The sequence below is a fragment of the Pseudotabrizicola sp. L79 genome, from assembly GCF_036553525.1.
In the GTDB taxonomy this organism is placed as follows: domain Bacteria; phylum Pseudomonadota; class Alphaproteobacteria; order Rhodobacterales; family Rhodobacteraceae; genus Pseudotabrizicola.
The window spans coordinates 170,640-197,023 of record NZ_JAZHDA010000053.1 but is presented as its reverse complement, the minus strand read 5'-3'; the positions used below and the strand labels follow the sequence as shown (position 1 = coordinate 197,023).

The window sequence follows — 26,384 nt, the reverse complement described above, 5'->3', positions numbered from 1 at the left end:
GGAAACGGGTGGCCCGGCGGGTGCCGGGCCGGGCCCTTTACTGCATGGTCAGGCTGCCGTCAGCGGGCAGATAGGCGGGGTCGAAATACAGAGCGGCATCGGGGGCATTGGTGAAGGTATAGACCGATTTGGTCTGCTCGATGGCCTTGGCCATGCGGTCGGCATCAATGCCGCCCATGCCGTTGGCCTTGACGTAATCGGTCAGCACGTTGTCGGTGATCGCCATTTCCAGACGCTCGGTTTCCAGGGCCGCATCGGCGGCGGGGTTGCGCTGGATCAGGCTTTCGATGGCCATGGCCGGATCGGCCACGGTGTCTTTCCAGCCCTTGGCCACGGCGCGGATAAAGCCGGTGACCGCCTCGGGGTTGGCTTTGGCAAAGTCGGTGTTGACGATGACGGCATTGCCATACAGCGCCACGCCATGATCGGCCATCAGGATGGTCGAGATGTCATCGGCGGGCACACCAAGGCGCTTGAGGTTGAGGGTAGAGGAGAAGGAAAAGCCGGTCACAGCGGCCACCTTGCCTTCGGCGAGCATGGGTTCGCGCACCGGGAAGCCCACGGGTTCGACGGTGACTGTGGCCATGTCGATCCCGTTTTCGGCGGCAAAGATCGGGAATTGCGCCCAGGCCCCATCTGGCGGCGGGGCGCCAAGGGTTTTGCCCGCGATATCGGCCGGGGCCGTGATGCCCAGCGATTTGCGGCCCACCATGGCGAAGGGTGGCTTGTCATAGACCATCATCACGGCGGTGACAGGTGCGCCGGGGTTCTGGTCAAGGAATTTCATCAGGCTGTTGATATCGGCAAAGCCAACCGGAAAAGCCCCGGTGGCGACCTTTGGAATGGCATCAAGCGAGCCCGCGCCTTCGGAGATTTCGACGGTCAGCCCCTCGGCCGCGAAATGGCCTTTGTCGAGGGCGACGAAATAGGGTGCGGCGGGGCCTTCGAACTTCCAATCAAGGGCGAAGGGCATGGCGGTTTCGGCCTGTGCCGTGGTGGCGATCAGGACCGAGGCGGCAAAACTGGCCAAGGCGTGGCGGAACATCTGGTAACTCCCCTATGGTGGGGCGCGCGGTGCGGCACCCCTTTTTATCTGGGGAAAGGATGTTCTGTTACCCGCCAACAGGGCAATTCGGGATTGGCAGAAGGAGTTTATTGAGAAAATTGATAATGGCAGTTTATTTTGCGTTAGTGCCCTGAAATTGAGGGTTTTTTGCAAATTTAGCCTGGATCGGTGGCTTTGGACCGTTGATCAAGAAAGTGGCAATCAAAGCGACCTGTGCCTGATCAATTGGCTTTCTAAGGGCTGTTGCCGGGCTGGTTCGGCGGTTTGGACGTGATAATGATGGCCCGGGGCAGGGCTGTGTAACATTGGCCCGACATGGCGCGAATTGGCAAGGGACGATGGCACAGGAAAGCGATGACTGGGGGCTGCTTTTGGCGGCAGCGAATGCTGGCGATGCGCAGGCCTATGCGCGTTTTCTGCATGCCATCTCTCCGGTCGTGCGGGGCATTGCGCGGTCGCGCGGTGGCGCAATGGGCGAGGCGGTGTGTGAGGATATCGTGCAAGAGGTTTTGCTGGCCATTCACCTGAAGCGCCATACCTGGATCGAGGGCAGCCCGGTGCGGCCCTGGGTCTATGCCATCGCGCGCTATAAGGTGGTGGATGCGTTTCGGGCACGCGGGCGGCGGGTGACGGTGCCCATCGACGATTTCGCCGAGGTCTTGCCCGCCGAGGCCGGACCAGACCCGACGCAGGCCTGGGACCGGGAAAAGATGATCGGCATGCTGGATGACCGGTCGGCCGAGATTGTGCGGCGGATCGGTGTGCAGGGGGACAGCATCGCCGAAACGGGGGCCGCGCTGGTGATGAGCGAGGGCGCGGTGCGGGTGGCGTTGCACCGGGCGCTGAAGCGGCTGGCGGCCCTGCGAGAAAGGTTTGTGGAATGAAGACCGATGATCTGATCCGGGTGCTGGCGCGCGATACGCTGGCCGAACCGCCCTTGGTGCGGGGGCTGATGGCTGGGCTGGTGCCCGCGCTGGCCATTGCGCTGGCGGGGTTGCTGGGGGTGATGGGGCCACGGGCCGATCTGGTGCAGGCGCTGGCCAACCCGCTGTCGGTGATGCGCTTTGTGCTGGGGCTGGCGCTGGGCGCGCTGGCCTTGATCGCGGCGCTGCGTCTGGCGCGGCCGGGGCAGGGGCGCGGCGTGGTATTGCCGGTGCTGGTTGTGCCGGCGGTGGCGGGGGCGCTGTGGATCTGGGCCTGGGTCGCCACGCCCGATGAGGGCCGGCAGATGGCAATGGTGGGCAAGACGCTAAGCGCCTGCCTGACGACGATTCCGGCGCTGTCGGTTCTGCCGGTGGTGGCTGGCCTGCTGGCGCTGCGGCGTGGCGCGCCCACACGGCCCGCCTTGGCCGGGGCGATGGTGGGCCTGGGCAGCGGCGGCCTGGCGGCAGCGATTTACGCGCTGCATTGCACCGAGGACAGCCCGTTGTTCTATGTCACCTGGTATGGCCTGGCGATTGTCGGTGTCACTTTGGCCTCTACCCTGATCGGCGCGCGCGCTCTGCGCTGGTAGGGCTGGCCGCTTTGTCGGATTTTGGCGCCTCCCGGCCCCTCTTTCCGCTTGCCCCTGCCTTTTCACATCATTAAACGGGTCGGCGGAGTGGTGGCCGAGTGGTCGAAGGCACACCCCTGCTAAGGGTGCAGACGGCAACGTCTCGAGGGTTCGAATCCCTTCCACTCCGCCACTTACACATCGCGAACCCGAGATGAGGTCCCTCGCGGGGCCTTTTTTCTTTTTGTTTCAAAGGGGTTTAGCGGGGCCATCCGACTTTCGGAGACTGCGGCTTTGGCCGAAATCGGTCTCTGATCGCCCCGCGTCTCTTTCCACCCGCCCTTCACCCAAATCGAGACGGATTCAAAAACTTACGTATTTTCCGATGCTTGTCAGAAATGGGCTGCGCCGCAGTTGAGGCAACTTCGACCGCTATCGATGCAACCAGAGACACCCGGAGGCGGCGTGGTTGTGCGTGTTGGTGCGAACGACCACGAGAAGTCTCGGATGACAAACAGACTTTCCGCTCGTAGCCTGGCGGCATGTCGAATGGGCCCTGGACAGACGAAGAAAACGACCTGATCGTCGCAGATTACTTCGCGATGCTGGCCGAGGACATCTGTGGGCATCGCTATAACAAGGCCGAGCATCGACGGGCGCTTCTGCCATTCCTGAATGATAGATCTGAGGGATCGGTCGAGTTCAAGCATCAGAACATCAGCGCAGTGCTCAAGGGGCTCGGGGAAGACTGGATCCCAGGCTACAAGCCTGCGTTCAATTTTCAGATGACCTTGGTGGATGCCGTGGCGCGCTGGTTGGCGCTGAATCCGGCGTGGCTCGGCCGCCATTCGGGTACAGGAGCGCCGACTGGCCTGGCGGAGGCGCGGCCGATCTGGATCGGGCCGCCGCCGACGCTGTCGAACCAACCGGCGCCGCAGGAGCTGGAGCAGATGCTGCACATCGCTCGCAAATTCGATGTCGCGGCGAGAGATGAGCGAAATCGCGCCCTCGGCCGTGCCGGTGAGGAGTGCGTCCTGGCGCACGAACGTGCGGCCCTGAAATCAGAGGGCCGTGACGATCTTGCGCGCAAGGTCCGGTGGGTATCGGAGGAGGATGGCGATGGTGCCGGCTACGATATCGCAAGCTTCGCGCCGGATGGCCGTCCGCGCCTGATCGAGGTGAAGACGACGAATGGCTGGGAACGCACCCCCTTCCACATCAGCCGCAACGAGCTGGCCGTGGCCGAAGAGCGGCGCTCGGAATGGTCCCTGTTCCGGCTCTGGAACTTTGCGCGCGAGCCGAAGGCGTTCGAGCTGCACCCGCCGCTGAACGCGCATGTCTCGCTGACCGCGACGTCCTTTCAGGCGAGTTTTCACTGACAGCGACGCGGGTGTCAGACGTGTCAATTGCGGCATGTCGCGCGTCGACGCTCTTTACTCTTCGGGACTCCTGATCCAACCGCCCCTAATCTGTTCGTCGAACACTTCGGGAATTCGTTCTTTAATCTCCGTAATGAGAGGCCGCATGGCTTTCCAAGCTTCAGTAGCTAGCCGATTTACTTCATTAATCTCAGCTTGATGATGCGGGGCTACATTCATTTCATCAAACTGGCTGGCTGGAATGACGGATTGCAGCATCACAGATCCAAACCGCTCGGGTGATGAATGCATTCCAAAATAGTCGACAAAGGCCTTCAGGCGCTCGAAGAAGTCTAAGTATTTTTTCTGGACCCGCCCATCCTGGAAATGTGCAATTCCGAGCTCTGTTTCGCTGACCAACAGTGACGCTTCAGTCAGAAATCTAGGGTGTATGCCGCGATGGTAGTCGTGATCTTTCAAAAGTTCTCGGAAGTTCCAGGTTCCATACGCAAAGATCTCTCGGCCAAGCCGGATATCATTGGGCGTAGATGCTCGATAGATCACCTCCTCGCTCAACTTAAACTCGGTAAATGCCCAGACGACCACCGCAACACCAAAAGCGAAAAACGGCTCAGGTTCGAACTGCCATGCCCCGCCGGGCCACAAGAACCAAACAAGCATTGCAATGGCTGCTAGGCCTGCGCCGATCCGTGCGAATGTCTGATAGTATCTGCTCATGAGACATGAAATGATCTGGCCCGATCCACTTCGTCAAGTAGTGAGAATTGGCCGACACTACTGAGTATGGCCTATCGACCAGCTCTTTGGCAGTTCCGAGAACTGTCGTGGGTCACAGCATTCGGAACTTCACGGATGGAGTAAGTTCACGGAACGCTTGACTTTCTTTTTCTAGAAAACCCGCTCAGCCTGCTCCTGCCATGTCTCCCCGGCCAGAAAACACAGGTCGTACAGACTGACCGCCGATGCCTCGCGGCCGCAGGTCAGGCGTTTGAGCACCTCTGGCGCCAGATAGGCGAGGCGCAGCTGGCGGCTGACATGGCGTTCGGCCAAGCCGACGGCCTCGGCCAGTTCCTGGATCGTGGCGAACTCGCCTGCCTCCATGCGCCGCCGCCAGCCCCATGCCCGGCCGATTGCGCGCAGGATGTGGGGGTCCTGCGCCTGATCCTCGCTCGGGCTGTAATCGGCGGGCGGCATGATCTTGGGCCGACCGTTCTTCTTGCGCAGCGTCAGGGGGATCAGCACGCGGATCGTGTCACTGCCACGGGTCATTCGGCGACCTCCATGTCGCGTGGGGCGATCATCTCGCGGATGACGCCCGCGACGCCTTCGCGGCGGATGTCGACCTCGAGCCCGGCGGCGGTGACGGTGACGCGCCGGACCAGAAGCTGGATGATCCGCGCCTGCTCGAGCGGAAACAGCTGCGCCCAGAGCGTGTTGAAATCATGCAGCGCCGCGATGGCCTCGGCCTCGGACACCTGATCGCGCTTCAGCGCCGCCAGCACCTGCGTAACCACCTCGGGGGTCTGCAGAATGCGCCGGACCTCGGTGACGATGGTGTCCTCGACCATGCCCGCTGGCAGGCGGGTCGGCGCGAGATCGCCGCAGTCATCCTCCGTGGTGCGGTTCTTGATCACGTCCATCGAGACGTAATAGCGGTAGAGCTTGCCGCGTTTCTTGGTCGCGGTCGGGGTCATCGCTGCGCCGGTGTCGGTGAAGATCAGCCCCTTCAGCGGCGCGGGCGTCTGCATTCGGCTGTTGCTGGATCGGGCGTGGCGGTTGCCCTGCAGGATGGCGTCGACCTGATCCCAGACCTTGTCGGTGACGATGGCCTCGTGCTCGCCCGGATAGGCCTTGCCCTTGTGGACGGCCTCGCCGCGATAGACGCGATTGCGGAGCACCCGATAGAGATAGCCCTTGTCGATCAGCGTGCCCTGCTTGCTGCGAACCCCCTCCCGCCGCAGTTCCTTCGCCAGCATCGTGGCCGAGCCGAGTTCGACGAACCGGTCGAAGATCCGGCGCACAGAGGCGGCCTCAGCCTCGTTGATGACCAGCTTGCGGTCCTGCACATCGTAGCCGAGCGGCACATAGCCCCCCATCCAGATCCCGCGCTTGCGCGAGGCAGCCACCTTGTCGCGGATTCGTTCACCGATGACCTCGCGTTCGAACTGGGCGAAGCTGAGAAGGATGTTCAGCGTCAGCCGCCCCATCGAGGTGGTCGTGTTGAAGGACTGCGTGACCGAGACGAAGGTGACGCCGTTGCGGTCGAACACCTCGACCAGCTTCGAGAAATCCATCAGGGCGCGGCTGAGCCGGTCGATCTTGTAGACCACGACCACGTCGATCAGCCCGTCGTCGATGTCGGCCAGCATCGCGGCACGGCCTATGTCGTTTTCGAGGACCTGCCGCTGTCGAGCTACGGCAACCGCCTGCCGCAGCTCTCCTTCGAGGTGTTCCGACCGCTCGCCGACCCCGACACCGCCGAGGGGCTGACCCGCGCCGTCACCATGATCCCGGCCTCGGGCGAGTTCACCTATGCCACCCAGGCCATCCGCAAATCCTCCGGCGGCGCGACGCAGGCCGAGAACCTCAACGCGCTGCCCGACACCGCCGACATGGTCGTGGCGCTCGACCGGCTGCAGGCCATGGCGCCATCCGTCGAGAGCGTCAGCCTCGTCGTCGCCTGGTTCGGCGACGACCTGCGCGCGGGAACCTTCAAGCTGCGCCCGGGCGTCGAGGTTGCGGCCAAATCCACGACGCCGGTAACCGCTATCCCATCACCCTTTCTTCACGTCGCTTGCAAAGCGGGCGGCATTTTCGGCAGCGAAAGCCCCGTCATCGGCCTTGGCGTCCCAGAATTGCGGTTGCGCCTTGGGGATGGTCAGGGCCTTCTGCACAGCGGGGCGTGCGTCTATGCGATCGAACCAGGCCTTGAGATGCGGCAGATCATCGACCTCCACCTTCGCCCAGACATAGGCGCGTGCCCACGGATACGTCGCCATATCCGCGATCGAGTAGTCTGAGACAAGGAAGTCGCGTCCCTCAAGCCGGGTGTTGAGCACCTCCATGAGGCGACGGCTTTCATCGACGTATCGCTTGATCGAGAACGGCTCCTCATGGCCATTGGGCGCGGCGATGCGCTGGAAATACATCGCTTGCCCCATCATGGGCCCGACATGGCCAACCTGGAAAAACAACCATTGTAGTGTCTCAGAGCGCTCGACCGGATCGTCCGACAGGAACTTTCCGTATTTCTCGGCCAGATGCCACAGGATCGCGCCGCTTTCGAAGATGGCACGGCCCTCTGCCCGATCTTCTATCGTGGGGATCTTGCCGTTGGGATTGAGCCGCAGATAGTCTGGCGCCTTCTGTTCGCTCTTGGCGAAGTTGATGAACGTCAGGTCATAGGGCACACCCAGCTCTTCGAGCAGGATGACCGGCTTGTAGCCATTCATCGTCGCGGCGGTGTAGAGATGGATGTCAGGCTGCGACATGGGAGGCCTCGGTGAAAAGGGTTTCGAGATGGGCGTCGAACCGAGCCAGATCGCGCTCGATCTCGGCGTTCTTCATGACGTCGTGGGCAGAGAAAGTGGGCAGCGGCGCCATCCCGAAGAACTTTGCGTTCAGATGCACGGGCCGCAGCAGGTCATCTACGCTCATGCCCTCGAAGAAGGGCTCTTCGGGGTCGTCGAAGGCTTCGCTCGGGGCGTTGAAGGTGGCAGAGAGCATGTAGCGCGTGCCAGTCAGCGTGCCGCCCATGCCGTAATTCGCCTTGGGCGCCTCGGCGGTACGCCCGTCGCCCGCAGTCAGTCGACCGTCCATCCCGACGGTATAGACCTCATCCATGTATTTCTTGAACGACCACGGCACCCCCATCCAGTTCACCGGAAACTGCATGATGACCGTGTCGGCCCAGCGGTGGCTTTCGACCTCGGCCTCGACGTCATAACCGTCGGCCACGGTCGTAATGCGCACCTCGTGGCCTTGCGCTTCCAGATGGTCTTTCGCCCGCTTGGCGAGAGTCGCGTTCAGCCCGCCGGGCGCAAATGCGTACGGTTGGGCGCCGTTCAGGATCAGGATCTTGCTCATCTTTTTCGTCCTTGTCTGTTTATTCCGGGCCGCTTGACACGCGGCGCGCTCGAGACGAAATTGCGGGCGCAAGGAACTAAGATCAACCAGTATACTTTTGGTAACCTGCAAAAAGACAGGAGAGACATGCCGTGGAGGCGCGAGTTGAAGAAGACGCAAAGGGCCGAAGACACGTTCACGACGCATGTGTCGAGCCTTGCGCCATCGAACGCGGGATGCGGATCATCGGCGGCAAATGGACCGGGTCGATCCTTTGGCATCTCAAGGATGGGCCGGTCCGGTTCAACGACCTTGCACGGATGGTCGGCGGCGCATCGAAGAAGATGATCACCGAACGGCTGCGCCAGTTGGAAGTGCAAGGCCTGCTGACTCGTGAAGTCATGGATACCGCGCCGGTATCAGTGCAGTACCAGATCACCGAGTTGGGCTGCACGGCGCTCGGGTTTCTCGATGAACTTAGGAAATGGAGCGAAAGCCTGCCCCAGCATATCTCCGATGTCTAAACTGGTGCGTCTGAAGCCCGACCCGATTCACCGCAGGCTTCGACAATGCGGTCCGGCCTTGAAAGCGCGGGACGCTTTGGCTCTCGCTCTCCCCTTGGGGATTGCAGATTGGCTTTTCGTATCGCGCTTTGGGCTTTATTCGCGTGCCTGACGGCGCAGTCTACGTTTGGCGCTGCGTCGGCGGACAAGGTCAACAATGACAATCAGCACAAGCGCCGGCGCAAAGGTAAGCGCTGCCAGTGCGGGATAGATGGGGGAAGACCCGACAGCGATTCCAGAGAAGACATAGGTCGGCAAGGTACGCGTCGTGCCTGAAAGGCTGTAGGTGATGTAGAAATTCCCCCATGACAGCAGGAACGAAAAGGTCAGCGCCGAAAAGATGCCTGGCCAAAGCAGCGGCAAGGTGACCTGACGCATGATTTGCCACCGGGTCGCGCCGGCATCTTCTGCCGCTTGCTCCAGTGTCATGTCAAAACCATGCATCTGGACTGAAATGATCACAATGGCAAAGGGCGTGATGTAGATCACATGGCCGATCACGGCAGACCACAATCCCGGCGAGGTGTTGAACCATCCGGCCAAGACGGAAAACCACAGCAGCATGACCACCCCCAGCAAAAGCTGCGGGAACAAGAGCGGGGCGAATGTCAGCACCTGAAAGGCGCGCTGGAACCGATAGCGATAGCGCAGCCAGCCAAAGGCCCCGAGAAGGCCAAAACTGGTCGCCAGAAGGGTGGCAACCCCAGCGAGAACCGCAGAATTGGTCAGGGCGTTCCAGAAATTACGATCTGCCAGCAGTTCCCCGTACCAGCGCAGACTGTAGCTGGGGATCGGCCAGGACAGAAAGCGGTTAGACGTGAACGAGAACAGCACCAGCGTTGCAATCGGGATGTAGAAAAAGACAAGCACCAGCACGACCGAAAGTGGCAAAAGAATATCAATGATGCCGCGTCTTTTCATGCCTGCGTCCCCCGCTTGCGGCTGGCGCGCAGGGCCAAGCCGCCAAAGGCCGCAAGACTTATCGCGCCGATCACGATCACGACCAAGGTCAGCGCTGCGCCCAGAGGCCAGTTCACGCGCGTTTCGAAGCTTTGCCGGATCAGTTCTGCCGCCATCGGTGATGTGCCCCCGCCCATGACCTTGGGTTCAAGAAACACGCCCAGAGAGAGCACAAAGACCAGCACCCCTCCGGCAACTATTCCCGGCATTGCCAAGGGCAGGGTGACCTCCCGCAGCGCCCTCCAGCGCGAGGCGCCAGCATCGTAAGCGGCCAGCACAAGGTCGCGATCAAGGCGCGCCATCGACAGTGCAATGGTAAAAATCGTGTAGGGCAACAGGTTGTAAACCATGCCGATCATGGTGGCATAAGGGGTGAACAGGATATCTGTTGCCGCCTTGCCCATCCCCAGTGCCTCAAGAACGCCGTTCAAAACGCCGGTTCGGTCAAGAAACAGCACCCAGCCAAAGGTTTTCAGAACTGCATCCGTCAGAAAGGCAAACACGATCAGCAAGGTGATGTGATCCGCCCAATCTTGCAGCCGGTTCACCAGCGCATAGGCGACAGGAAGCGCAAAAGCCACGCAGAGGAACGTGGCGACGCAAGCCATGCCCAGTGTCCGCAGCATGATTGACCAGTAATGGCGTTGCGAGAAAACATCGCTCCAGATTTGCAGATCCCAGTTCCAGACCAGCCGGTAATACTGTGTCCCCTGAAAACTCAGCACGGCCGTCATCACAAGGGGCACAAGGAAAAAGGTGCCAAAGACCACCAAGAGCGGCAGTGTCGAGAGTTGAAGCGCCTTGTCGCGCCAAGATTTTTCGACAGCCATCACTATCCCCTCATGGCGAACAGATCAGCAGTCCCGCATCCAAGCCTTACGGGGTCGCCGACACCAAGGGGCAAGGCCATCGTTCCGGGCAGATCCAGGATCAACGTCGTGTCACCTTCGCCCGTGACCCGATACTGAAGCGACCCGCCGCGGACGAAGAATTCCGATACCCTCCCAGAGATGAGGCAATCTGCAGACTCGCCTGGTTCCAGAATGCGCAAGAGTTCGGGGCGGATCATCAGCAGGCCAGATCTGTCGGTCAAGGTTTCAGAGACCTGAGTGGCCGCCAACAAGGGGTGTGTGCACCTTAGCTGCGGGCAGTCGAACCGCACCGCGTTGCCTGATCGTGTGAAGGTCGCCGGCAAAAGATTGGTTTCGCCGATAAAGCCGGCGACAAAGGCATCGGCGGGTCGGTAGTAGATATCGGCAGGTGTGCCAACCTGCACCACTTCGCCCGCGCGCATCACGCAGATCCGATCTGCCAGCATCATGGCCTCTTCCAGATCATGGGTTACATGAACGAAACTGGTGCCCATATTGCGATGCAGGTGCTTCAACTCGGCTTGCAGTGATTTTCTAAGCTTGGCGTCAAGCGCGCTCATGGGTTCGTCCAAGAGCAGCACGGGCGGCTTCGACACCAGCGCCCGCGCCAAAGCCACCCGCTGTTGCTCTCCACCGGAAAGCTGGTTCGGGTATCGGTTCAGATAGCTTTCCTTCAGATGCATCATCTCTAGCATCGCACCGACCGAAGCCCGGATTTCGGCCACCGATTTGCCCGCCAGCATGAGGGGAAAGCCAATATTTTCGGCCACTGTCTTGTGTGGGAATAGTGCCAGTTTCTGAAAGACCATCCGGGTGGGGCGCGCCGAGGCCGGAACACCTGTCATGTCTTGCCCGGCAATCCGCAAGCTGCCGTCGCTGGGGGCCTCAAAGCCTGCGAGGATCTTGAGAAGTGATGTCTTGCCACAGCCCGAGGGCCCAACCAATGCCAGAAACTCTCCCGCACCGACAGAGAGTGAGACAGCTTTCAGCGCGTGGTATTGGCCATAGAATTTCTGGATGCCGCGCGCTTCAATGATCTGGTCAGACACTTAACGGGTTCCTTCATCGCTTTCAGGCGCGGACCGGGCTTTGCCGGTCCGCTTGCGTGTTCAGTCCTAGTTCGCCGCAGCAAGTTCCTGCTGCCAGATCTCAAGCATCTGGTCGATGTTCGGCGCAACATTGTGGAACTGCGATTTGTCCCAGGCTTCCCACATGTAATCCATCTGCAGAACGTCCTTTTGGTCATCGCTGAACAGCGCCTCGGCCTCTTTCGACGGCACAAGGTTGCAGGTCGCTTCGGTCCAGGCCAGTTCCACGGCCACTTCGGGCGATACCAGATGCCGCAGCAAGGCCTTGGCTTTGCTCAGATCGACTGGATCTTTGACGATCCCGGTCGCTTCCATCCAGATGATCCCTTGCTTCAGTCCGTTGCGGGGCTCTGGCACGATGGACTGAATGTGCTTCATGCCGTCCTTGCGCAGGGCACTGGTGCAATAGGTGCCCCCGCCGATCAGGGTGCGGAATGATCCGTCCATCAAGCCCTTTTGCGCCACCGAAAGGTCGGCCACCACGGCGCGGGTGTTCTTGAACAAGGCGCGCAGCACAAGCCTTATCTCGTTCAGTGCGGCATCATCCAATTCCTCATAGGGGTTGATGCCTGCATGCAGGGCCATCGGCATGATGGGCCAGTCGCCCCAATCAAGAACGCAAATCTTGTCTTTGTAGGCAGGGTCAAAGCAGGGATCATAGCTCGACCAGGCTTCCAAACTGTCATATTCGGTGTTCACCGTTGGCCCGACCCAGCCCCAGCGCGTGGGCAGGCCCGTTATCTGGCCTTCGAATTCAAGCGGGGCAAAGGGGGCGCGAAACTGGTCGTAAAACCCGTCGTAAACATCGGCGAATTCTGCTGCCTCAATGAATTCGGCAATGGCTGCCGGGCCCATGCGCTGAATCCATGGGCTGTCAGAGGAGACGACATCAAAGTCCCGCCAAGCCCCCGCTGCCAGCTTTGCAAAACCACCGGGGCTGTCCGTGATCAGGTCGATCGCGATTTCCACATCATTTGCTGCTTCGAAAGGGTCAATGATCGACGCCTTGTCATAGCCTTCCCAACACATGTAATTCATGGCTGTCGCGGCGCGGGCACGTCTCGGCGTCAAACCTGCCGCGCCGGTCAGGCCAAGGGCGCCAAGCCCCTTTAGAACATCGCGCCGCGCTGGGCTGAACATCTGGTTCATCGGTCGTTTTTGCATGTCACTCTCCGTTTGATTGCGGGTTTCAGACAGTCTCCAGATAGCGGGTCACCTCCCAAGCGCTGACATGGCGCCGCCACGCCGCATCTTCCGCTTTGCGTGCGGCGACAAAGGTGGTGATGAACGTGTCGCCAAAGATCGCGCGGGCGGCAGTGCTGGCATCCAACCGATCGGCTGCATCGGCAAGATCACGGGGAAAAGCTGCGCCCGCCGGTGCGGGGGTCAGATAACAATCATCTGTTCTGGGTGGGCAGGGCTCGATTCGGTTCTCGATGCCCCACAGCCCTGCACCAAGGCACATGGCCAAGGCTGCATGGGGGTGCGTATCGGCTGAAGGTACACGGAATTCCACCCGTGCAGAGGCCGCGCTGTCGTTCATGACGCGCAATGCCACAGTGCGGTTCTGGATGCCCCAGGACGCATAGGTTGGGGCCCACATACCGGGAACCATCCGTTTGTAGGCATTCACCGTCTGGCTGCACAGGGCCAGCATTTCCGGCATCAGTTGCATAAGCCCGCCAATGAACCAGCGCTCGGTTTGTGACATGGCATCTGGCGCAGAGCGATCATGGAATGCGGCTGAGCCGTCTGACAGGTTGCGCAAGGATACATGCAGGTGGCCCGATTGGCCTGAAAGCGTCTCTTTCAGTTTGGACATGAAGCAGGCCGTCAGCCCATGGCGCCGGAAATAGGTTTTGGTAAAATTCTTGAACAGTGCAGCATCATCAGCCGCCTTGATCCCTTCGGCATGGGACAGGGGCACTTCCAGACAGCCTGGCCCCAATTCGGTATGCAAAGCGTCAAAGCTTATCCCAAGCCGGCGCATGACATCTTCCAGCCCGGTCAGCAGGTCGTGCTGCTCGGCAAGCGTTCCAAGTGAGTAGGTGCGGTTGCCCATCGCAAAATGTGTTGGATCGGCAAAGCCACCCTTGCGCAGGCTTTCTGCCGTTTCCTCCAGGATGTTGAACTCGAATTCAAAGGCCGAATGCACCGAGAACCCCATCCGTTGGGCCTTTTGAAGTTGCTCGATCAGTTGATTGCGGGCCGATACTGCGCCGAATGGCGCATCGAAATCGGCAATGCAGATGGCTTCATTCCCTTCGAATGGCCAGGGTCTGATCGTATCTGCAAAGATCGTGGCCGGACGGTCGATGTAAACACCGGACCCATAGGTGACCTCGGCGGTATCCCATGCATAAAGCACATCGCAGAACTGATACCCCGAAGCGGCCATCTTCACCGCCTTGCCCGCGGGGACACGCTTGACCCTCAGCGCGCCGTCCGTGTCAAAGACCCCGATGTGGACATGGGTTGCCCCGGTTTCGGCTATATAGCCGGCCAAATCATGTCTTGTGCCAGTTTCACTGCGGGTCATGATGAAGTCGCTCTCCGTCAATCTGGGAATTCCAGTGTGACGGCGGGATGACATTGTGAAAATATCCCCAAGGGGGTAGAGCGGCTGCAAGATCGGAAGGGGCAAGATGTCAGTCTGGAACCGAAAGCTTGCCTTGGCGATCTGCGCAGTCGGCAGGCCCGCTTTTCCCTCGGTGCTGGAAGATGCGCTGGCAAGCCTTGTCCCGTTCCGCGTCTGCATGGTTTTCTCCTATGACGGAAAAGACAAGCCGCGGTCGCTGTATCACAACATGGCGCCCGAGGTTGCCTCGATCGTGGTCAAGGATTATGCCGCTGGTCCCTATCTGTTGGACCCGTTCTACACCGAACTGCGGGCCGGGCGCCGTGAGGGGGTGTTTTATCTGCGCGAATTGGCACCAGACGGCTTTTTTCGGTCCGAATATTACCTCAAGCATTACCGCCGCACGGCAATTCGTGATGAAATGGGCATTCCGGCGACGATTGCCGAGGGTGTGACGGCCGTTGTCAGCATCGCGCGCACGATGGAATCTGCGGTTTTCACGCGGGCAGAGCGTGCACGTTTCGCCGATGTTGCGCCCGTTGTTCAGGCCCTGATGACGGCACACTGGCGCCAGACAGAGGCAGCCCAGCCTTTGGCCGCGCCAGCCGAGCAGCCCGAGTTGGATCATGTGTTGCGCCGCATGGCGGGAAATCTTTTGACGGCCCGTGAAATCGAGGTGATTGCCTTGGTCTTGAAAGGCTATTCCGCTGCCGCCATCGCCGCGGGTTTGGAAATCAGCGAAGGCACGGTCAAGGTTCACCGCAAGAACGCCTATCGAAAGCTTGGCATTTCCAGCCAAGCCCAGCTTTTCTCCAGATTCATCGTATCCGCAGGTGAGACATCTTCTGTGATGGCAAAACCGTCATAGGGCCGACGGCCCCGTGGCAGCGGATCAATTTCTTCTGTCCAAGACATGCCCCGACCCAGAGACGCTGTTTGCCCCGCGCCGCAAGGATGTCAGGCTGCCGGGTGGGCAGGGCTGGTGGGCTGCCAGATCAGGCCGGGCCGATAGCGAGCCTTGATCTGGCCCTCCTCCAGCGCGAAAAGATGCAACCAGCCATTGTCGAACAGCGCGCGCACAGCGTCATGCTTGCGCAGCACGGCGGCAATCGCCTCTGTCGGGGCCTCGATCATCACCGACAGCCGCAATGCCTCATGCGCGGGTTTGGTGCCGTCATGCACCGTCTGCCACGGCAGGCCGGTGCGCAACAGCCCGCCATTGCCCTCAACCACCCCAATGCCGCCCACGACATTGTGGATCAGCTTGTTGCCGCCGCCAAAAACCGCAGGCGCGACGCTGGACCCATAGTATTGCAGGCTGATCCAGCTGGCGACCACCACGGGCGCGGTCAGGATCAGCTCCAGCGTGGCAAAGCCCTGATCGGCCTGCCAGTCATAGCTGTGCAAAAACGCCCGGCCCTGCAAATCGCGGCCCGCCGTGGCCTTGCGCGGGGCGGCGATAAAGGCCCCACAGCCCGCCAGCCCCCATTCGGGCCGGGGTTCGGCCCAATCCTGCGCGCGCCGTGCCAGCGTCTCGCCGGCCGCACCCGGCAGCCGCAGGGCGCGCTCGGCCCGCGCCTGTTGGCCTGCCGCGCGCAGCCAAGCCCCGGCCCGCGCCAGATCCTCGGCATGGGCGGGGGCCGGGGTGTCTGGATACAGCGTCACCGCATCCGTCACCGTATTGTGCAGGCCCGCCACGAACAGCGTATCTTGCGGCAGATGCAGGCCATGCGCCGCCAGCCCGGCCCGCGTTTCGGCATCGTTCAGCAAAGCCGCCAGCACCCGCGCCGAAACCTCGCCCGTCTGGCCGCAGCAGGCCCCGCAGTGATAGGCGCTTTCATGCGGGTTGTTGGTCATCTGCGCCCCATGCCCGATCAGCAGCACCAGCCGCGCATGATTGGTGGTCAGGCTCATGGCGCGCAGCACCGCAGCCGCAGTCTGCACCTTTTGCGCCGCCGTCAGCCCGCCCTCGATCTGCGGCAGGGGGCCTTGGGGTAGGGGCCGTGCGCCCAAAGCCAGCGCATCGCGCACCAACTTGGCGCCATAAGCCGGGCCCGCCGCCTCGACAAAGGCAAAGGACGACACCGCCGCCTGCCGGAACCGGCCCCAGGCGCGGGCGGCCCGGGCGCCGATCCGCAGCGTTTCTTCGGCACTGGCATCGCCATGGCTGCTGGCCACCAGCGCAGGCTGCAACAGGGCGGGCAGATGGGCCTGCACCTCATCGGTGCCCTGCGCCCGATGCGCCAGCGGCAGGCCAAAGAACCCGGCAAAGCCCAGCGTCTCGATCCCGCCATCCTGCGCCTCAAGCGCGCGCCGCATCACCTCTGACCGCACATCGATGCAAAACGCCGCCTGCATCGCCGCACGCCCGCTGCGCTGGGCCGGGCCGGCCAACACCCGCGCCAGCCGCCGCTGATAGCCGCGCTCGGCGGCCTCTTGCAAAATGGCGTCAACAACCTGATCGGCCGAGGCGCTGACCGGGGCGGCATGGGCGGCAACCACCGCCTGCCAATCCCCCGCCACCTGCGGCACATGGGCCAGCAATGCCTCGTCCCAGACCAGCCGGATCGCCAGCAGATCGGTCAACGCGCTGTCACTCTCGCCGGCCAGTTCGGCCTGCCACAGCATCCAGCGCGCATGCTGCGACCAACCGCCAAGGTCGATCAGCAGCCGGTGAAACGCGGTTTCCGCGGCCTCAACCGTCAGGCCCAAACGGTCAACCGCGCGCAGCACGGCGCGTTCGGCCGTGTCGGGGGCGGTGGCAACATGGGCGCAAAAGCCGGTCAGCCCGGCGATTTCCGGGGTCAGATCATGGGTGGCCCATTCGCGCCACGCGGCATAGGCCCCCTGGCCGGGGCGCGGCGTCCACAGCGCCTGCCCCCGGTCGAAATGGCCCGCCGCCCACAGCCCAAAGCTGCGCGCCATGATCGCGGGCCAATCAGTGTCACTGGCCCCCGCCGCCAGCTCTGCCACCGTGGGCAGCGCCACCGGGGCCGGGGCTTCGGTCGCAATCCGCGCCTTCAGCAGCGCCAGATCCTGCGGCTTCAGCGGCGAGGTGCAGGCAATCAGCGCCGCCGCCAGATCATCGTCGTTCACCTCGCCCGCCGCAATCTGGGCCGCGATCCGCGACCGCGGCGGCGTCAGCGCCGTGCCCGCCACCCGGCCCAACCGCGCGGCGGTCTGGGCCAGATCCTCGGTCGTCTGGCCCAGAAACGGGTTCACCGCAATCGTGGCCTCCAGCGGAAAGGCGGGCGGAATGGCGCGGGCCGCGGCCTCGGCGGCCCGCAGGAAATGCGAGGCTTTGGCGGCGGGGATCTGCAAGGGTTTCAGAAACATCGAACCAGTCTCCACTGAAAATCAGGATTTGGACGTCAGGCGAAAACCGCCCGACAGGCGGTCAAACACCGCGTTCAGATACAGCCCATTGGCCAGATGCACCCGCAGCCCGGCGGTCGAGGGGTGATGCGCCCACAGCGGGAACAGCGCCTGCGCCACGGCCACCAGACCAAAGGACAGCACCGCCAGCACGATCAGCGCCCATTCCAGCGGGCCGGGCACGGGGGCCGCGGGCAGGGCCTGCCCCCAAACCGCCTGCGCCACCACCTGAAAGCCGAAATAGGCCAGCGCCGCGCCCAACGAGGCCTGCACCGTGCGCCGCGTCAGCGCGCCGGGGGCCGCATCGGCCAGCCCTTGGGCGATCAGATACGACACGCCAAAGATCAGCATCGCACCCAGCGCAATCGCCTGTGCCGATTTCGGTCCCATCACCAGCGAAAAGCCCGTGGCCACAGCCGCATAAAGCACCAGCGCCAGGCCAAAAGACCGCGCCACCGCCCCAAAGCCCGGCACCGCCACAGGCCCCGGCTTGCGGATGGCATTCACCACCTGCACCGCACCGCCCGCCGACAGGAAAGCATGCGCCTTATACAGCGAATGGGCCACGATATGCAGCAGCGCCAGCGCCCACAGGCCCAAGCCGCATTGCAGCAGCATAAAGCCCATCTGCGCCACGGTTGACCAGGCAAAGGCCGTTTTCACCGCGCTTTGCGTCAGCATCACCAGCGCACCGAACAGCGCAGTCAGCCCGCCAATCAGCGCCAGCGCCGCCATCGCCCCGGCACTTTGCTGCACCAACCCGGCCAGCGTGATCAACAGCACGCCACCCGAATTGATGATGCCCGCATGCAGCAAGGCCGAAACCGGGGTCGGGGCCTCCATCACCTCGGTCAGCCATCCATGCAGCGGGAAAGCCGCCGTCTTCAGCACCGCCGCCAGCACCAGCAACACCACCGCCGCATGGGCGGCAAGCGGCAGCGCATCGGCTTGTGCCGCGGCCAGCACCATGCCAATATCGGCCGTGCCAAAACCTGCCCACAGCAGCGCCGCAGCCATGGCCACCGCCAGATCGCCCGCCACCCAGACGCGGGTGAACTTGGCCGCTGCGCGCTGTGCTTCGGGCCGGTCGGGGTAGAACAGCAGCAACTGCCGCAGCACCAGCCCGGTGGCCGCAAAGCCCAGCACCAACACCGGCAGACTGCCCGCCTGCACCAGCACCAGCACACTGGCAATCGCCGCCAGCGTCAGCCCGTGAAAAGCGCCCTCGCGCGCCTCGCCATCCATATAGCGCCGCGAAAACCGCACCACGATCCAGCCCACGAACGACACAAGCAGCCCCATCGTCACGCTGATTGCATCCAGCCGCAGCGACAGGGCCTGACCCAAGCCCACCAGCCGCGGCCCGCCCAGCATCAGCTGTGCCAGCGCCGCCAGGGCCAGCCCAAGGCTGGCCAGCATCACCGCTTCGGCCAGTGCGGGCAAATGGCCGGGGCGGCAACCGGGGCGGCGCAGAAACAGCGACGCCATCAGCAGCAAAAGGGGCGGAGAGAGCGACAGGAACGACAGGTCTGGCATGGAACGCACCGATTTGATGACACTGTCCGGGGGTTTAGCCCTTGCTGGTCATTCATAAAATTACATATATTATGCGTTATCGTTCTACAGGATCGAACAATGGCCCAACTGAACCTGCATCACCTGCGCCTGTTCCGGGCCGTCGCCAAGGATGGCACCCTGACCGGGGCGGCGCGGCAGTTGAACCTGTCGCAATCGGCGCTGTCCACGCAATTGCGCGCGCTAGAGGCGTCTTTGGGGCAGGATCTGTTCCAGCGCCTTGGCCGTGGCCTTGTGCTGACCGAGGCAGGCCGCATCGCGCTGGACCATGCCGAGGCGATCTTTCGCACCGCCGATGATCTGGCCGATACGTTGCGCGAAACCCAGCGCGGCCGCCGCGCGCTGCGGGTGGGGGCGCTGGCCACGCTGTCGCGCAACTTTCAGATGCAGTTCCTGCGCCCCCTGATCGGGCGGCCGGATGTCGAGGTGGTGCTGCGCTCTGGCTCTCAGGCCGAATTGCTGCGCGGGCTGGAATCGCTGGCGCTGGATGTGGTGCTGACCAACCTTGCCCCGGCCCGCGATGCCGCCAGCCCCTGGCTGATCCATGGCATTGACGACCAACCCGTCAGCCTGATCGGCACGCCTGCGCGGGTGGCGGGGCAGGCGGGGCCGCTGCGCGACCTGCTGCTGTCACAACCGCTGATCCTGCCCACCCGCGAAACGGCATTGCGCGCGGCCTTTGATGCGCTGACCGCCCGGCTGAACATCACCCCCGTCGCCGCAGCCGAGGTGGATGACATGGCGATGATCCGCCTTTTGGCGCGGGCCGATGCCGGGCTTGCCATCATCCCGCCCATCGTCGTGCGCGACGAACTGGCCAGCGGCCTGTTGGTCGAGGCCGCCACGCTGGAAGGCATCAGCGAAACCTTCATGGCCGTCACCCTGTCGCGCCGCTTTCCCAACCCGCTGCTGGCCGAAGTGCTGACCAGTCAGGGCTAGGGCATCGCCCGGCGCACGGCCTTAGCCGTTGAACAGGAAGTGCAGAACGTCGCCGTCCTTGACCTCATAGGTCTTGCCTTCCACGCGGAACTTGCCCGCTTCCTTGGCCCCCGCTTCGCCCTTGCCCGCGATATAATCGGCATAGGCGATGGTTTCGGCCCGGATAAAGCCCTTTTCAAAATCGCCATGGATCACACCCGCCGCCTGCGGCGCAAGCGTGCCCTTGGTGATCGTCCAGGCGCGGGCCTCTTTCGGGCCAACGGTGAAATAGGTCTGCAAGCCCAGCAGTTCATAGCCCGCCCGGATCAGACGATCGAGGCCCGCTTCCTCCAGCCCCATTTCCTCAAGGAACATGGCGGCCTCATCCTCGGCCAACTGGCTGATCTCTTCCTCGATCTTTGCGCTGATCACCACGCTGCCGGCCCCCTGCCGCGCCGCCATCTCGGCCACGCGCGCCGACTGGCTGTTGCCCTTGGCGGCACAGGATTCCTCGACGTTGCAGACATAAAGAACCGGCTTTGAGGTCAGCAACTGCAACAACCGCCAGGCCCGCAGATCATCGGCGGCCACCTGCACCGTGCGGGCGGGCTTGCCATCCTCCAGCGCCTTTTGCGCCAGGGCCAGCAACCGGTCCTGATCGGCGGCCTCTTTGTCCGCGCCCTTCAGCTTGCGCGCCAGATTGGCCCGCCGCCGCTCGACCGATTCCAGATCGGCCAGCATCAGCTCGGTTTCAATCGTCTCGGCATCGGCCACCGGATCAATCCGGCCTTCGACATGGGTGATGTCGCCATCTTCAAAACAGCGCAGCACATGGGCAATCGCATCACATTCGCGGATATTGGCCAGAAACTGGTTGCCCAGACCTTCGCCCTTGCTGGCACCGCGCACCAGCCCGGCAATGTCAACGAATGTCATCCGCGTGGGGATGATCTGCTTGCTGCCCGCAATCGCCGCCAGCTTGTCCAGCCGGTCATCGGGCACGGCCACTTCGCCCACATTCGGCTCGATCGTGCAGAACGGAAAGTTCGCCGCCTGCGCCGCCGCCGTTCGGGTAAGCGCATTGAAGAGCGTCGATTTGCCCACGTTCGGCAAGCCGACAATACCCATCTTGAAACCCATGGCTGCACCCTTCCTGTCTGGTTTATCGGGCTTCTAGGGCCAGTGACCGGTTTTCGCAAGCGCGTGCCCCTTTGGCCGCCGAAATTCACCTGCGCCGTTGCCTCTCTGGGGTCAGCAGCCATTGATTTTCCCGCCCGGCCCGTGCAAACCGCAAGACAAGTGAACAGGGACGGGCCAGCCATGACCAGAATCGACGATACGTTTGCACGCCTCAAGGCCGAGGGGAAAAAGGGCTTTGTCGCCTATATCATGGCCGGTGATCCCGATGTGGAAACCTCGCTTGCGGTGATGAAGGGCCTGCCCGGCGCCGGGGTCGATGTGATCGAACTGGGTATGCCCTTTACCGATCCGATGGCCGATGGCCCCACCATTCAGCTTGCCGGCCAGCGCGCGCTGGAAGGGGGCCAGACACTGGAACGCACGCTGCAAATGGTGCGCGATTTCCGCAAAGGCGACGCCACCACCCCGATCGTGCTGATGGGCTATTACAACCCGATCTATTCGCGCGGGGTTGACCGCTTTCTGACCGATGCCAAGGCGGCTGGCATCGACGGGCTGATCGTGGTTGATCTGCCGCCCGAGGAAGACAGCGAATTGTGCCTGCCTGCGGCCAAGGCCGGGATGAACTTCATCCGCCTCGCCACGCCGACGACCGATGCCAAACGCCTGCCCAAGGTGCTGCAAAACACATCGGGCTTTGTCTATTACGTCTCGATCACCGGCATCACCGGGGCCGCCGCCGCCCAGGCCGCCGATGTCGCGCCCGAAGTGGCCCGTATCAAGGCCAGCACCGATTTGCCGGTGATTGTGGGCTTTGGCATCCGCAGCCCCGAAACCGCCCAGTCGATTGCCGGGGTGGCTGATGGCTGCGTGGTCGGTTCGGCCATCGTCAAGATGATCGAAGAAAAACACCCGGTCGCCGATATTCTGGCATTCGTGCGCGGCCTTGCCGACGGTGCCCACCGCGCCTGAGTGTCAGCGCCCCTATGAAAAAAGGCCCGCCAATCTGGCGGGCCTTTTGTTTCAGGCATTGCGGGGCAAGGGGGCGGCGCTTACAGCCCCGCGCCCTCATCCATGCCCAGCATCAGGTTCATGTTCTGCACCGCAGCCCCCGACGCCCCTTTGCCCAGGTTGTCAAGACAGGCCAGCAACACCACCCGGTCGCCTTCGGGCGACGGATGCACGGAAAGCTCCATCATATTGGTGCCGTTCAGCCGCTCGGGGTTGGCCTTTGCGCCCACATGGGCCGGGTCCACCAGCTTGACGAACCGTTCCGCCGCATAATGCGCGGCCAAGGCTTCGGCAAACATCGCCGGGGTCTGGCCCGCCGACAGATGCAACGGGATTTGCACAATCATGCCCTGTTCGTATTTCCCGACCGACGGAATGAAGATCGGTTTGCGCGTCAAGCCGACATGGGTGACGATTTCGGGCAAATGCTTGTGCTTGTGATCCAGCCCATAGATGAACTGGCTGCCCGCCGTTCCGGCCTCAAACTCGGCGATCAGCGCCTTGCCGCCGCCCGAATAGCCCGACACGCCGCTGATGGTCAGGCCCGCATCCGGGGCAATCAGCCCGGCCGCAACCAGGGGCGCCAGCAGGCCGATGGCACAGGTTGACCAGCAGCCCGGGTTCGACACCAGCTTGGCCGCCGCAATCCGGTCGCGCTGCGCGCCCGTCATCTCGGGAAAGCCAAAGGCCCAATCCGGGTTCACCCGATGCGCGGTCGAGGCATCAATGATCCGCACCGGCAGGTCAGCGGCCAGCGCCGCCGATTCCTTGGCCGCGTCATCCGGCAGGCACAAAATGGCCACATCCGCCGCAGCATAGGCCTCGCGCCGCGCCTCGGGGTCTTTGCGGCGCTCGGGTGCGATCTGGATCAGCGACACGTCGCTGCGCTTGATCAGACGATCGCGGATCTGCAACCCGGTCGTTCCCACTTCACCGTCAATGAATACCTTGGCTGCCATCGGGCCCCCCTTTGCGTTGGCCCCCCTCCTACACCATCTGGCCGCGCCAAGCCAGACCTGCGCCCGAACCTGTGCGCCCGACCCTGTGTGCCAAGATCATTGCATGCAGGCGTCGGAATTGGTAACAAACGCTTACCAAATTCGCATGCCACAAGGGGCGCCCCATGCCAGTGATCACCAGCATCGACGATCTGAAACGCCTGCACAAACGGCGCACCCCCAAGATGTTCTACGATTACGCGGAATCGGGCAGCTATACCGAGCAGACCTTCCGCGCCAATACCGATGATTTCGCCGATCTGCATCTGCGCCAGAAGGTGGCGGTCGATATGTCGGGCCGCAGCACCCAAGGCACGATGATCGGCCAAAAGGTGACCATGCCCGTGGCGCTGGCCCCGGTCGGCCTGACAGGCATGCAATGCGCCGATGGCGAGATCAAGGCCGCCCGCGCCGCCGCCAAATTCGGCGTGCCCTTCACCCTCTCGACCATGTCCATCTGCTCGATCGAGGATGTGGCCGCCAACAGCCCCGCGCCCTTTTGGTTTCAGCTTTATGTCATGCAAGACGAAGATTTCGTCGATCGCATCATTCAGCGCGCCAAAGATGCCCACTGCAGCGCGCTGGTGCTGACGCTTGATCTGCAAATCCTTGGCCAGCGGCACAAGGATCTGAAAAACGGCCTCTCGGCCCCGCCGAAACTGACTTTGCCGGTGCTGCTCGATCTTGCCACCAAATGGGGCTGGGGGCTGGAAATGCTGGGCACCAAACGCCGCCAGTTCGGCAATATCGTTGGCCATGTGAAAAACGTCGGCGACACCGCCAGCCTGATGAGCTGGATCTCTGACCAGTTCGACCCGCAACTTGACTGGACCAAGATCGCCCGCATCCGCGACCAATGGGGCGGCAAGTTCATTCTGAAAGGCATCCTGGACGAAGACGATGCCCGCAAAGCCGCAGACTTCGGGGCCGATGCCATCATCGTGTCAAACCACGGTGGCCGGCAACTCGATGGCGCGCTGTCTTCGATCCGCATGCTGCCGCGCATCGTCGATGCCGTCGGCGACCGGGTCGAGATCTGGATGGATTCGGGCATCCGGTCGGGGCAGGATGTGCTTAAGGCGCTGGCGATGGGGGCCAAGGGCACGATGATCGGCCGCAGCTATATCTATGGCCTTGGCGCGATGGGGCAGGCAGGCGTGACCAAGGCGCTAGAGGTGATCCACAAGGAGCTGGACACCACCATGGCCCTGTGCGGCGAACGTGATGTGAACGATCTTGGCCGCCACAACCTGCTGATCCCCAAGAATTTCTCGGGCGACTGGCAGTAACCGCGCGCGGCCCTTTACGGGCCGCTGCCGCGGCTGGCGCGCTGCATCAGCGGCGACAGCACCAGCACCGCCATCAGCATCACGGCGGCAAAGACAAAGGCAAAGCGCAGGCCAAAGCTGCCCGCGATCATGCCCAAGGCCGGCGGGCCAAAGAAATAGCCGAAATAGCCCAGCAGCGTGGCCCGCGCCACGGCCCGCGCCCGCGCCTGCGGCGCACTCAGCCGCCCCACCAGCGAAAAGGCCGTGGGCGCAATGACCGAGGCGCCGATGCCCATCACCACAAACCCCGCATAGGCCATGGCGGGCGAACTGGCCACCGCCGCGCCCAAGGCCCCCACCGCCGCAATCACCGCCCCGCCCATCAACAGCCGGAACGGGTTGATCCGGGACAGCAGGCCTTGCCCCGCCAGCCGCGCAAAGGCCATGGTCAGCGCCAGGGCCGCAGGCCCCAACGCCCCTTGCTCGGGGCTGCCGCCCAGCGTCTGCTCGATATGCAGCGCCGACCAGCTTTCGGCGGCATTCTCGGTCAGAAAGGCGATCAGCACGATCCCGCCCCCCAGCACCGGCAACCAGCCCAGCCGGGCCGAACTGCCGTCGGTTGGCTTGCGCAGGCCCGTGATCCGGCCATCGGCCTCCCAAGTCAGCAGCACCATCGCCCCCGCCACCGCCGCCATCGCCCCCATCACCGCGCCCGGTGCCCAACCCGCGCCGCGCATCACCCCGGTGCCAATCGCCGCCCCCGCATAGCCAAAGCTATAGGCCGCATGGCACAGGTTCATCAGATGCAGCTTGCGATCATTCTCGATCTGCGCCACGCGGGCATTCATCAGCACATCGGTCAGCCCCGTTGCCGCGCCACAGGCCATCATCGCCAGCGGAAACAGCAGCAGCGATGCCGTCTGCCCCGGCAGGGCAAAGGCGCAGGCCATGGCCACGGCGGCCAGGGGCAGGGCCATCCGCCCCGCAAGCGCGCCAAAGCGCGGCGCCACCAGCATCGCGCCAACCGCCGCCAGTGGCGTGAATAGCATCAACTGCCCCAGCCGCGCCTCATCCACCCCCAGCATCGCCTTCAGATCGGGCAGCACAGCGGCAAAGGTGCCCCACAGCACGCCCATGGCGGCAAAGGCCAGCAGCGGCGCACGGGCAAGGGCTAGGCTTTGACCAAAGGGCATGACACACTCCGGCCACACCTGTTGCGGCCCGCCCTGACAGCTAGCCCGCAGGGGCCGCAGCAGCAAGCCACTGCTTTTGCCCTTTCCAACCTGCCGATTCCCCGCTATAGGCCCCCGGTCGCACCGCGCACCCTTGGAGGGCGGTGGACTTATTTATATATGGAGAACTGCAATGGCTGGTGAGATCCCTGATCTGATCGCCGAGGCACGGACGGGGACAGGCAAGGGGGCCGCCCGTCAAGCTCGCAGAGAGCAACTCGTGCCCGGTATTGTTTACGGTGGCGGCATTGATCCGCAACCGATCAACATCAAATACAACTATCTGCTGACCAAGCTGCGCAAGGGCCGGTTCCTTTCGACGCTGTTCAACCTCAAGGTTGAAGGTCAGGAAGACGTCCGCGTGATCTGCCGCGCCGTTCAGCGCGATGTGGTCAAGGATCTTCCGACCCACGTCGATCTGATGCGTCTGCGCCGCACCTCGCGGATCAACCTGTTCATTCATGTGAACTTTGATAACGCCGACAAGGCTCCGGGCATCAAGCGCGGCGGCACCCTGACGATCGTGCGCCCCGAAGTGGAACTGGAAGTCACCGCCGGTGACATCCCGGATCACATCACGGTGGACCTGACCGGCAAGAACATCGGCGATGTGATCCACATCAACGATATCGAGCTGCCCGCTGGCGCCAAGCCGACGATCAACCGCAACTTCGTGATCGCGAACATCGCAGCCCCGTCGGGCCTGCGGTCGTCGGACAACGAAGAAGCTGGGGACGAAGCCGAAGCGTAAGCTTTTGCAAGTCGCACAGATGGGGCGCGTCAGGGCAACCTGCCGCGCCCTTT

General features: G+C 62.8%; 25 protein-coding genes, 1 tRNA gene and 1 pseudogene. 11 read left to right on the top strand and 16 right to left on the bottom strand.

Features of this window, described 5'->3' with window-relative positions:
• Positions 1-37: 37 nt before the first annotated feature.
• A complete protein-coding gene (locus tag V3C85_RS15860; protein ID WP_331796302.1) occupies positions 38-1,045 on the bottom strand; it encodes an ABC transporter substrate-binding protein in 1,008 nt (335 codons plus the stop codon).
• 359 nt (positions 1,046-1,404) lie between these two features.
• Between V3C85_RS15860 and V3C85_RS15855 the strand changes: the two genes are divergently transcribed.
• From V3C85_RS15855 to V3C85_RS15840, 4 genes are all read left to right on the top strand, one after another.
• Entirely contained in the window at positions 1,405-1,950 is a 546-nt protein-coding gene (locus V3C85_RS15855; RefSeq protein WP_331796301.1) for a sigma factor, read from the top strand.
• Positions 1,947-2,579, top strand: coding sequence for a DUF1109 domain-containing protein (locus V3C85_RS15850; RefSeq protein WP_331796300.1), 633 nt, complete (start codon positions 1,947-1,949; stop codon positions 2,577-2,579). The genes V3C85_RS15855 and V3C85_RS15850 overlap by 4 nt, the downstream gene beginning before the upstream one ends.
• A gap of 84 nt (positions 2,580-2,663) precedes the next feature.
• Positions 2,664-2,751 (top strand) — tRNA-Ser (locus tag V3C85_RS15845).
• A 349-nt stretch (positions 2,752-3,100) separates the two neighbouring features.
• Complete coding sequence (locus V3C85_RS15840; protein ID WP_331796299.1) at positions 3,101-3,937, top strand: DUF3883 domain-containing protein; 837 nt, start codon at positions 3,101-3,103, stop codon at positions 3,935-3,937.
• A 54-nt stretch (positions 3,938-3,991) separates the two neighbouring features.
• On the opposite strand, the gene V3C85_RS15835 is transcribed toward V3C85_RS15840, so the two are convergent.
• The 3 genes from V3C85_RS15835 to V3C85_RS15825 all read right to left on the bottom strand — a co-directional run bounded on the left by V3C85_RS15835 (position 3,992) and on the right by V3C85_RS15825 (position 6,306).
• Complete coding sequence (locus tag V3C85_RS15835) at positions 3,992-4,654, bottom strand: hypothetical protein (RefSeq protein WP_331796298.1); 663 nt, start codon at positions 4,652-4,654, stop codon at positions 3,992-3,994.
• Between the two features lie 171 nt (positions 4,655-4,825).
• Positions 4,826-5,206 carry a hypothetical protein gene (locus V3C85_RS15830; RefSeq protein WP_331796297.1) on the bottom strand — a complete coding sequence of 127 codons (381 nt, stop codon included), beginning with the start codon at positions 5,204-5,206 and terminating at the stop codon, positions 4,826-4,828.
• The gene (locus V3C85_RS15825) at positions 5,203-6,306 is read right to left on the bottom strand and encodes a recombinase family protein (protein WP_331796295.1); all 1,104 of its coding nucleotides are present in this window, start codon (positions 6,304-6,306) and stop codon (positions 5,203-5,205) included. The genes V3C85_RS15830 and V3C85_RS15825 overlap by 4 nt, the downstream gene beginning before the upstream one ends.
• Here V3C85_RS15825 and V3C85_RS15820 point away from each other — a divergent pair.
• A pseudogene (locus tag V3C85_RS15820) lies at positions 6,304-6,696 on the top strand (hypothetical protein); the annotation flags it as partial. The gene V3C85_RS15825 and the pseudogene V3C85_RS15820 sit on opposite strands and share 3 nt — an antisense overlap.
• A gap of 15 nt (positions 6,697-6,711) precedes the next feature.
• Here V3C85_RS15820 and V3C85_RS15815 read toward each other — a convergent pair.
• Both V3C85_RS15815 and V3C85_RS15810 read right to left on the bottom strand, forming a co-directional pair.
• Positions 6,712-7,428 (bottom strand): glutathione S-transferase family protein, encoded by a 717-nt coding sequence (locus tag V3C85_RS15815; RefSeq protein ID WP_331796293.1) that lies wholly within the window; start codon positions 7,426-7,428, stop codon positions 6,712-6,714.
• Positions 7,415-8,023: an NAD(P)H-dependent oxidoreductase gene (locus V3C85_RS15810; protein WP_331796292.1), complete on the bottom strand. Its 609-nt coding sequence runs from the start codon at positions 8,021-8,023 to the stop codon at positions 7,415-7,417. The genes V3C85_RS15815 and V3C85_RS15810 overlap by 14 nt, the downstream gene beginning before the upstream one ends.
• 131 nt (positions 8,024-8,154) lie before the next feature.
• Here V3C85_RS15810 and V3C85_RS15805 point away from each other — a divergent pair, with 131 nt between their 5' ends.
• A complete protein-coding gene (locus V3C85_RS15805) occupies positions 8,155-8,526 on the top strand; it encodes a winged helix-turn-helix transcriptional regulator (RefSeq protein ID WP_331796290.1) in 372 nt (123 codons plus the stop codon).
• A gap of 135 nt (positions 8,527-8,661) precedes the next feature.
• On the opposite strand, the gene V3C85_RS15800 is transcribed toward V3C85_RS15805, so the two are convergent.
• The 5 genes from V3C85_RS15800 to V3C85_RS15780 form a co-directional block, all read right to left on the bottom strand.
• A complete protein-coding gene (locus V3C85_RS15800) occupies positions 8,662-9,486 on the bottom strand; it encodes an ABC transporter permease (protein WP_331796288.1) in 825 nt (274 codons plus the stop codon).
• Positions 9,483-10,355: an ABC transporter permease gene (locus V3C85_RS15795; RefSeq protein WP_331796286.1), complete on the bottom strand. Its 873-nt coding sequence runs from the start codon at positions 10,353-10,355 to the stop codon at positions 9,483-9,485. The genes V3C85_RS15800 and V3C85_RS15795 overlap by 4 nt, the downstream gene beginning before the upstream one ends.
• 2 nt (positions 10,356-10,357) lie before the next feature.
• Positions 10,358-11,446: an ABC transporter ATP-binding protein gene (locus tag V3C85_RS15790; protein ID WP_331796285.1), complete on the bottom strand. Its 1,089-nt coding sequence runs from the start codon at positions 11,444-11,446 to the stop codon at positions 10,358-10,360.
• A gap of 66 nt (positions 11,447-11,512) precedes the next feature.
• A complete protein-coding gene (locus V3C85_RS15785) occupies positions 11,513-12,649 on the bottom strand; it encodes an ABC transporter substrate-binding protein (protein ID WP_331796284.1) in 1,137 nt (378 codons plus the stop codon).
• 25 nt (positions 12,650-12,674) lie between these two features.
• Positions 12,675-14,024: a glutamine synthetase family protein gene (locus V3C85_RS15780; protein ID WP_331796283.1), complete on the bottom strand. Its 1,350-nt coding sequence runs from the start codon at positions 14,022-14,024 to the stop codon at positions 12,675-12,677.
• Positions 14,025-14,130: 106 nt separating this feature from the next.
• Here V3C85_RS15780 and V3C85_RS15775 point away from each other — a divergent pair, with 106 nt between their 5' ends.
• A complete protein-coding gene (locus V3C85_RS15775; protein ID WP_331796282.1) occupies positions 14,131-14,931 on the top strand; it encodes a helix-turn-helix transcriptional regulator in 801 nt (266 codons plus the stop codon).
• An 89-nt stretch (positions 14,932-15,020) separates the two neighbouring features.
• On the opposite strand, the gene V3C85_RS15770 is transcribed toward V3C85_RS15775, so the two are convergent.
• Both V3C85_RS15770 and V3C85_RS15765 read right to left on the bottom strand, forming a co-directional pair.
• Positions 15,021-17,399, bottom strand: coding sequence for a YbcC family protein (locus V3C85_RS15770; RefSeq protein ID WP_331796281.1), 2,379 nt, complete (start codon positions 17,397-17,399; stop codon positions 15,021-15,023).
• Between the two features lie 21 nt (positions 17,400-17,420).
• Complete coding sequence (locus V3C85_RS15765; protein WP_331796280.1) at positions 17,421-18,974, bottom strand: proton-conducting transporter transmembrane domain-containing protein; 1,554 nt, start codon at positions 18,972-18,974, stop codon at positions 17,421-17,423.
• A 99-nt stretch (positions 18,975-19,073) separates the two neighbouring features.
• Here V3C85_RS15765 and V3C85_RS15760 point away from each other — a divergent pair, with 99 nt between their 5' ends.
• Complete coding sequence (locus V3C85_RS15760) at positions 19,074-19,952, top strand: LysR family transcriptional regulator (RefSeq protein WP_331796278.1); 879 nt, start codon at positions 19,074-19,076, stop codon at positions 19,950-19,952.
• Between the two features lie 21 nt (positions 19,953-19,973).
• On the opposite strand, the gene ychF is transcribed toward V3C85_RS15760, so the two are convergent.
• Positions 19,974-21,071 carry a redox-regulated ATPase YchF gene (gene ychF / locus V3C85_RS15755; protein ID WP_331796276.1) on the bottom strand — a complete coding sequence of 366 codons (1,098 nt, stop codon included), beginning with the start codon at positions 21,069-21,071 and terminating at the stop codon, positions 19,974-19,976.
• A gap of 180 nt (positions 21,072-21,251) precedes the next feature.
• On the opposite strand from ychF, the gene trpA reads away from it, so the two are divergent.
• Positions 21,252-22,043, top strand: coding sequence for a tryptophan synthase subunit alpha (trpA, locus tag V3C85_RS15750; RefSeq protein WP_331796274.1), 792 nt, complete (start codon positions 21,252-21,254; stop codon positions 22,041-22,043).
• An 80-nt stretch (positions 22,044-22,123) separates the two neighbouring features.
• Here trpA and argC read toward each other — a convergent pair whose 3' ends face one another.
• Complete coding sequence (gene argC, locus V3C85_RS15745; RefSeq protein WP_331796272.1) at positions 22,124-23,041, bottom strand: N-acetyl-gamma-glutamyl-phosphate reductase; 918 nt, start codon at positions 23,039-23,041, stop codon at positions 22,124-22,126.
• Between the two features lie 164 nt (positions 23,042-23,205).
• On the opposite strand from argC, the gene V3C85_RS15740 reads away from it, so the two are divergent.
• On the top strand, positions 23,206-24,369 hold the full coding sequence (locus V3C85_RS15740) for an alpha-hydroxy acid oxidase (RefSeq protein ID WP_331796270.1): 1,164 nt from the start codon (positions 23,206-23,208) through the stop codon (positions 24,367-24,369).
• A gap of 14 nt (positions 24,370-24,383) precedes the next feature.
• On the opposite strand, the gene V3C85_RS15735 is transcribed toward V3C85_RS15740, so the two are convergent.
• The gene (locus V3C85_RS15735) at positions 24,384-25,541 is read right to left on the bottom strand and encodes an MFS transporter (protein WP_331796268.1); all 1,158 of its coding nucleotides are present in this window, start codon (positions 25,539-25,541) and stop codon (positions 24,384-24,386) included.
• 172 nt (positions 25,542-25,713) lie between these two features.
• Between V3C85_RS15735 and V3C85_RS15730 the strand changes: the two genes are divergently transcribed.
• Positions 25,714-26,331, top strand: coding sequence for a 50S ribosomal protein L25/general stress protein Ctc (locus tag V3C85_RS15730; RefSeq protein ID WP_331796266.1), 618 nt, complete (start codon positions 25,714-25,716; stop codon positions 26,329-26,331).
• Positions 26,332-26,384 lie beyond the last annotated feature (53 nt).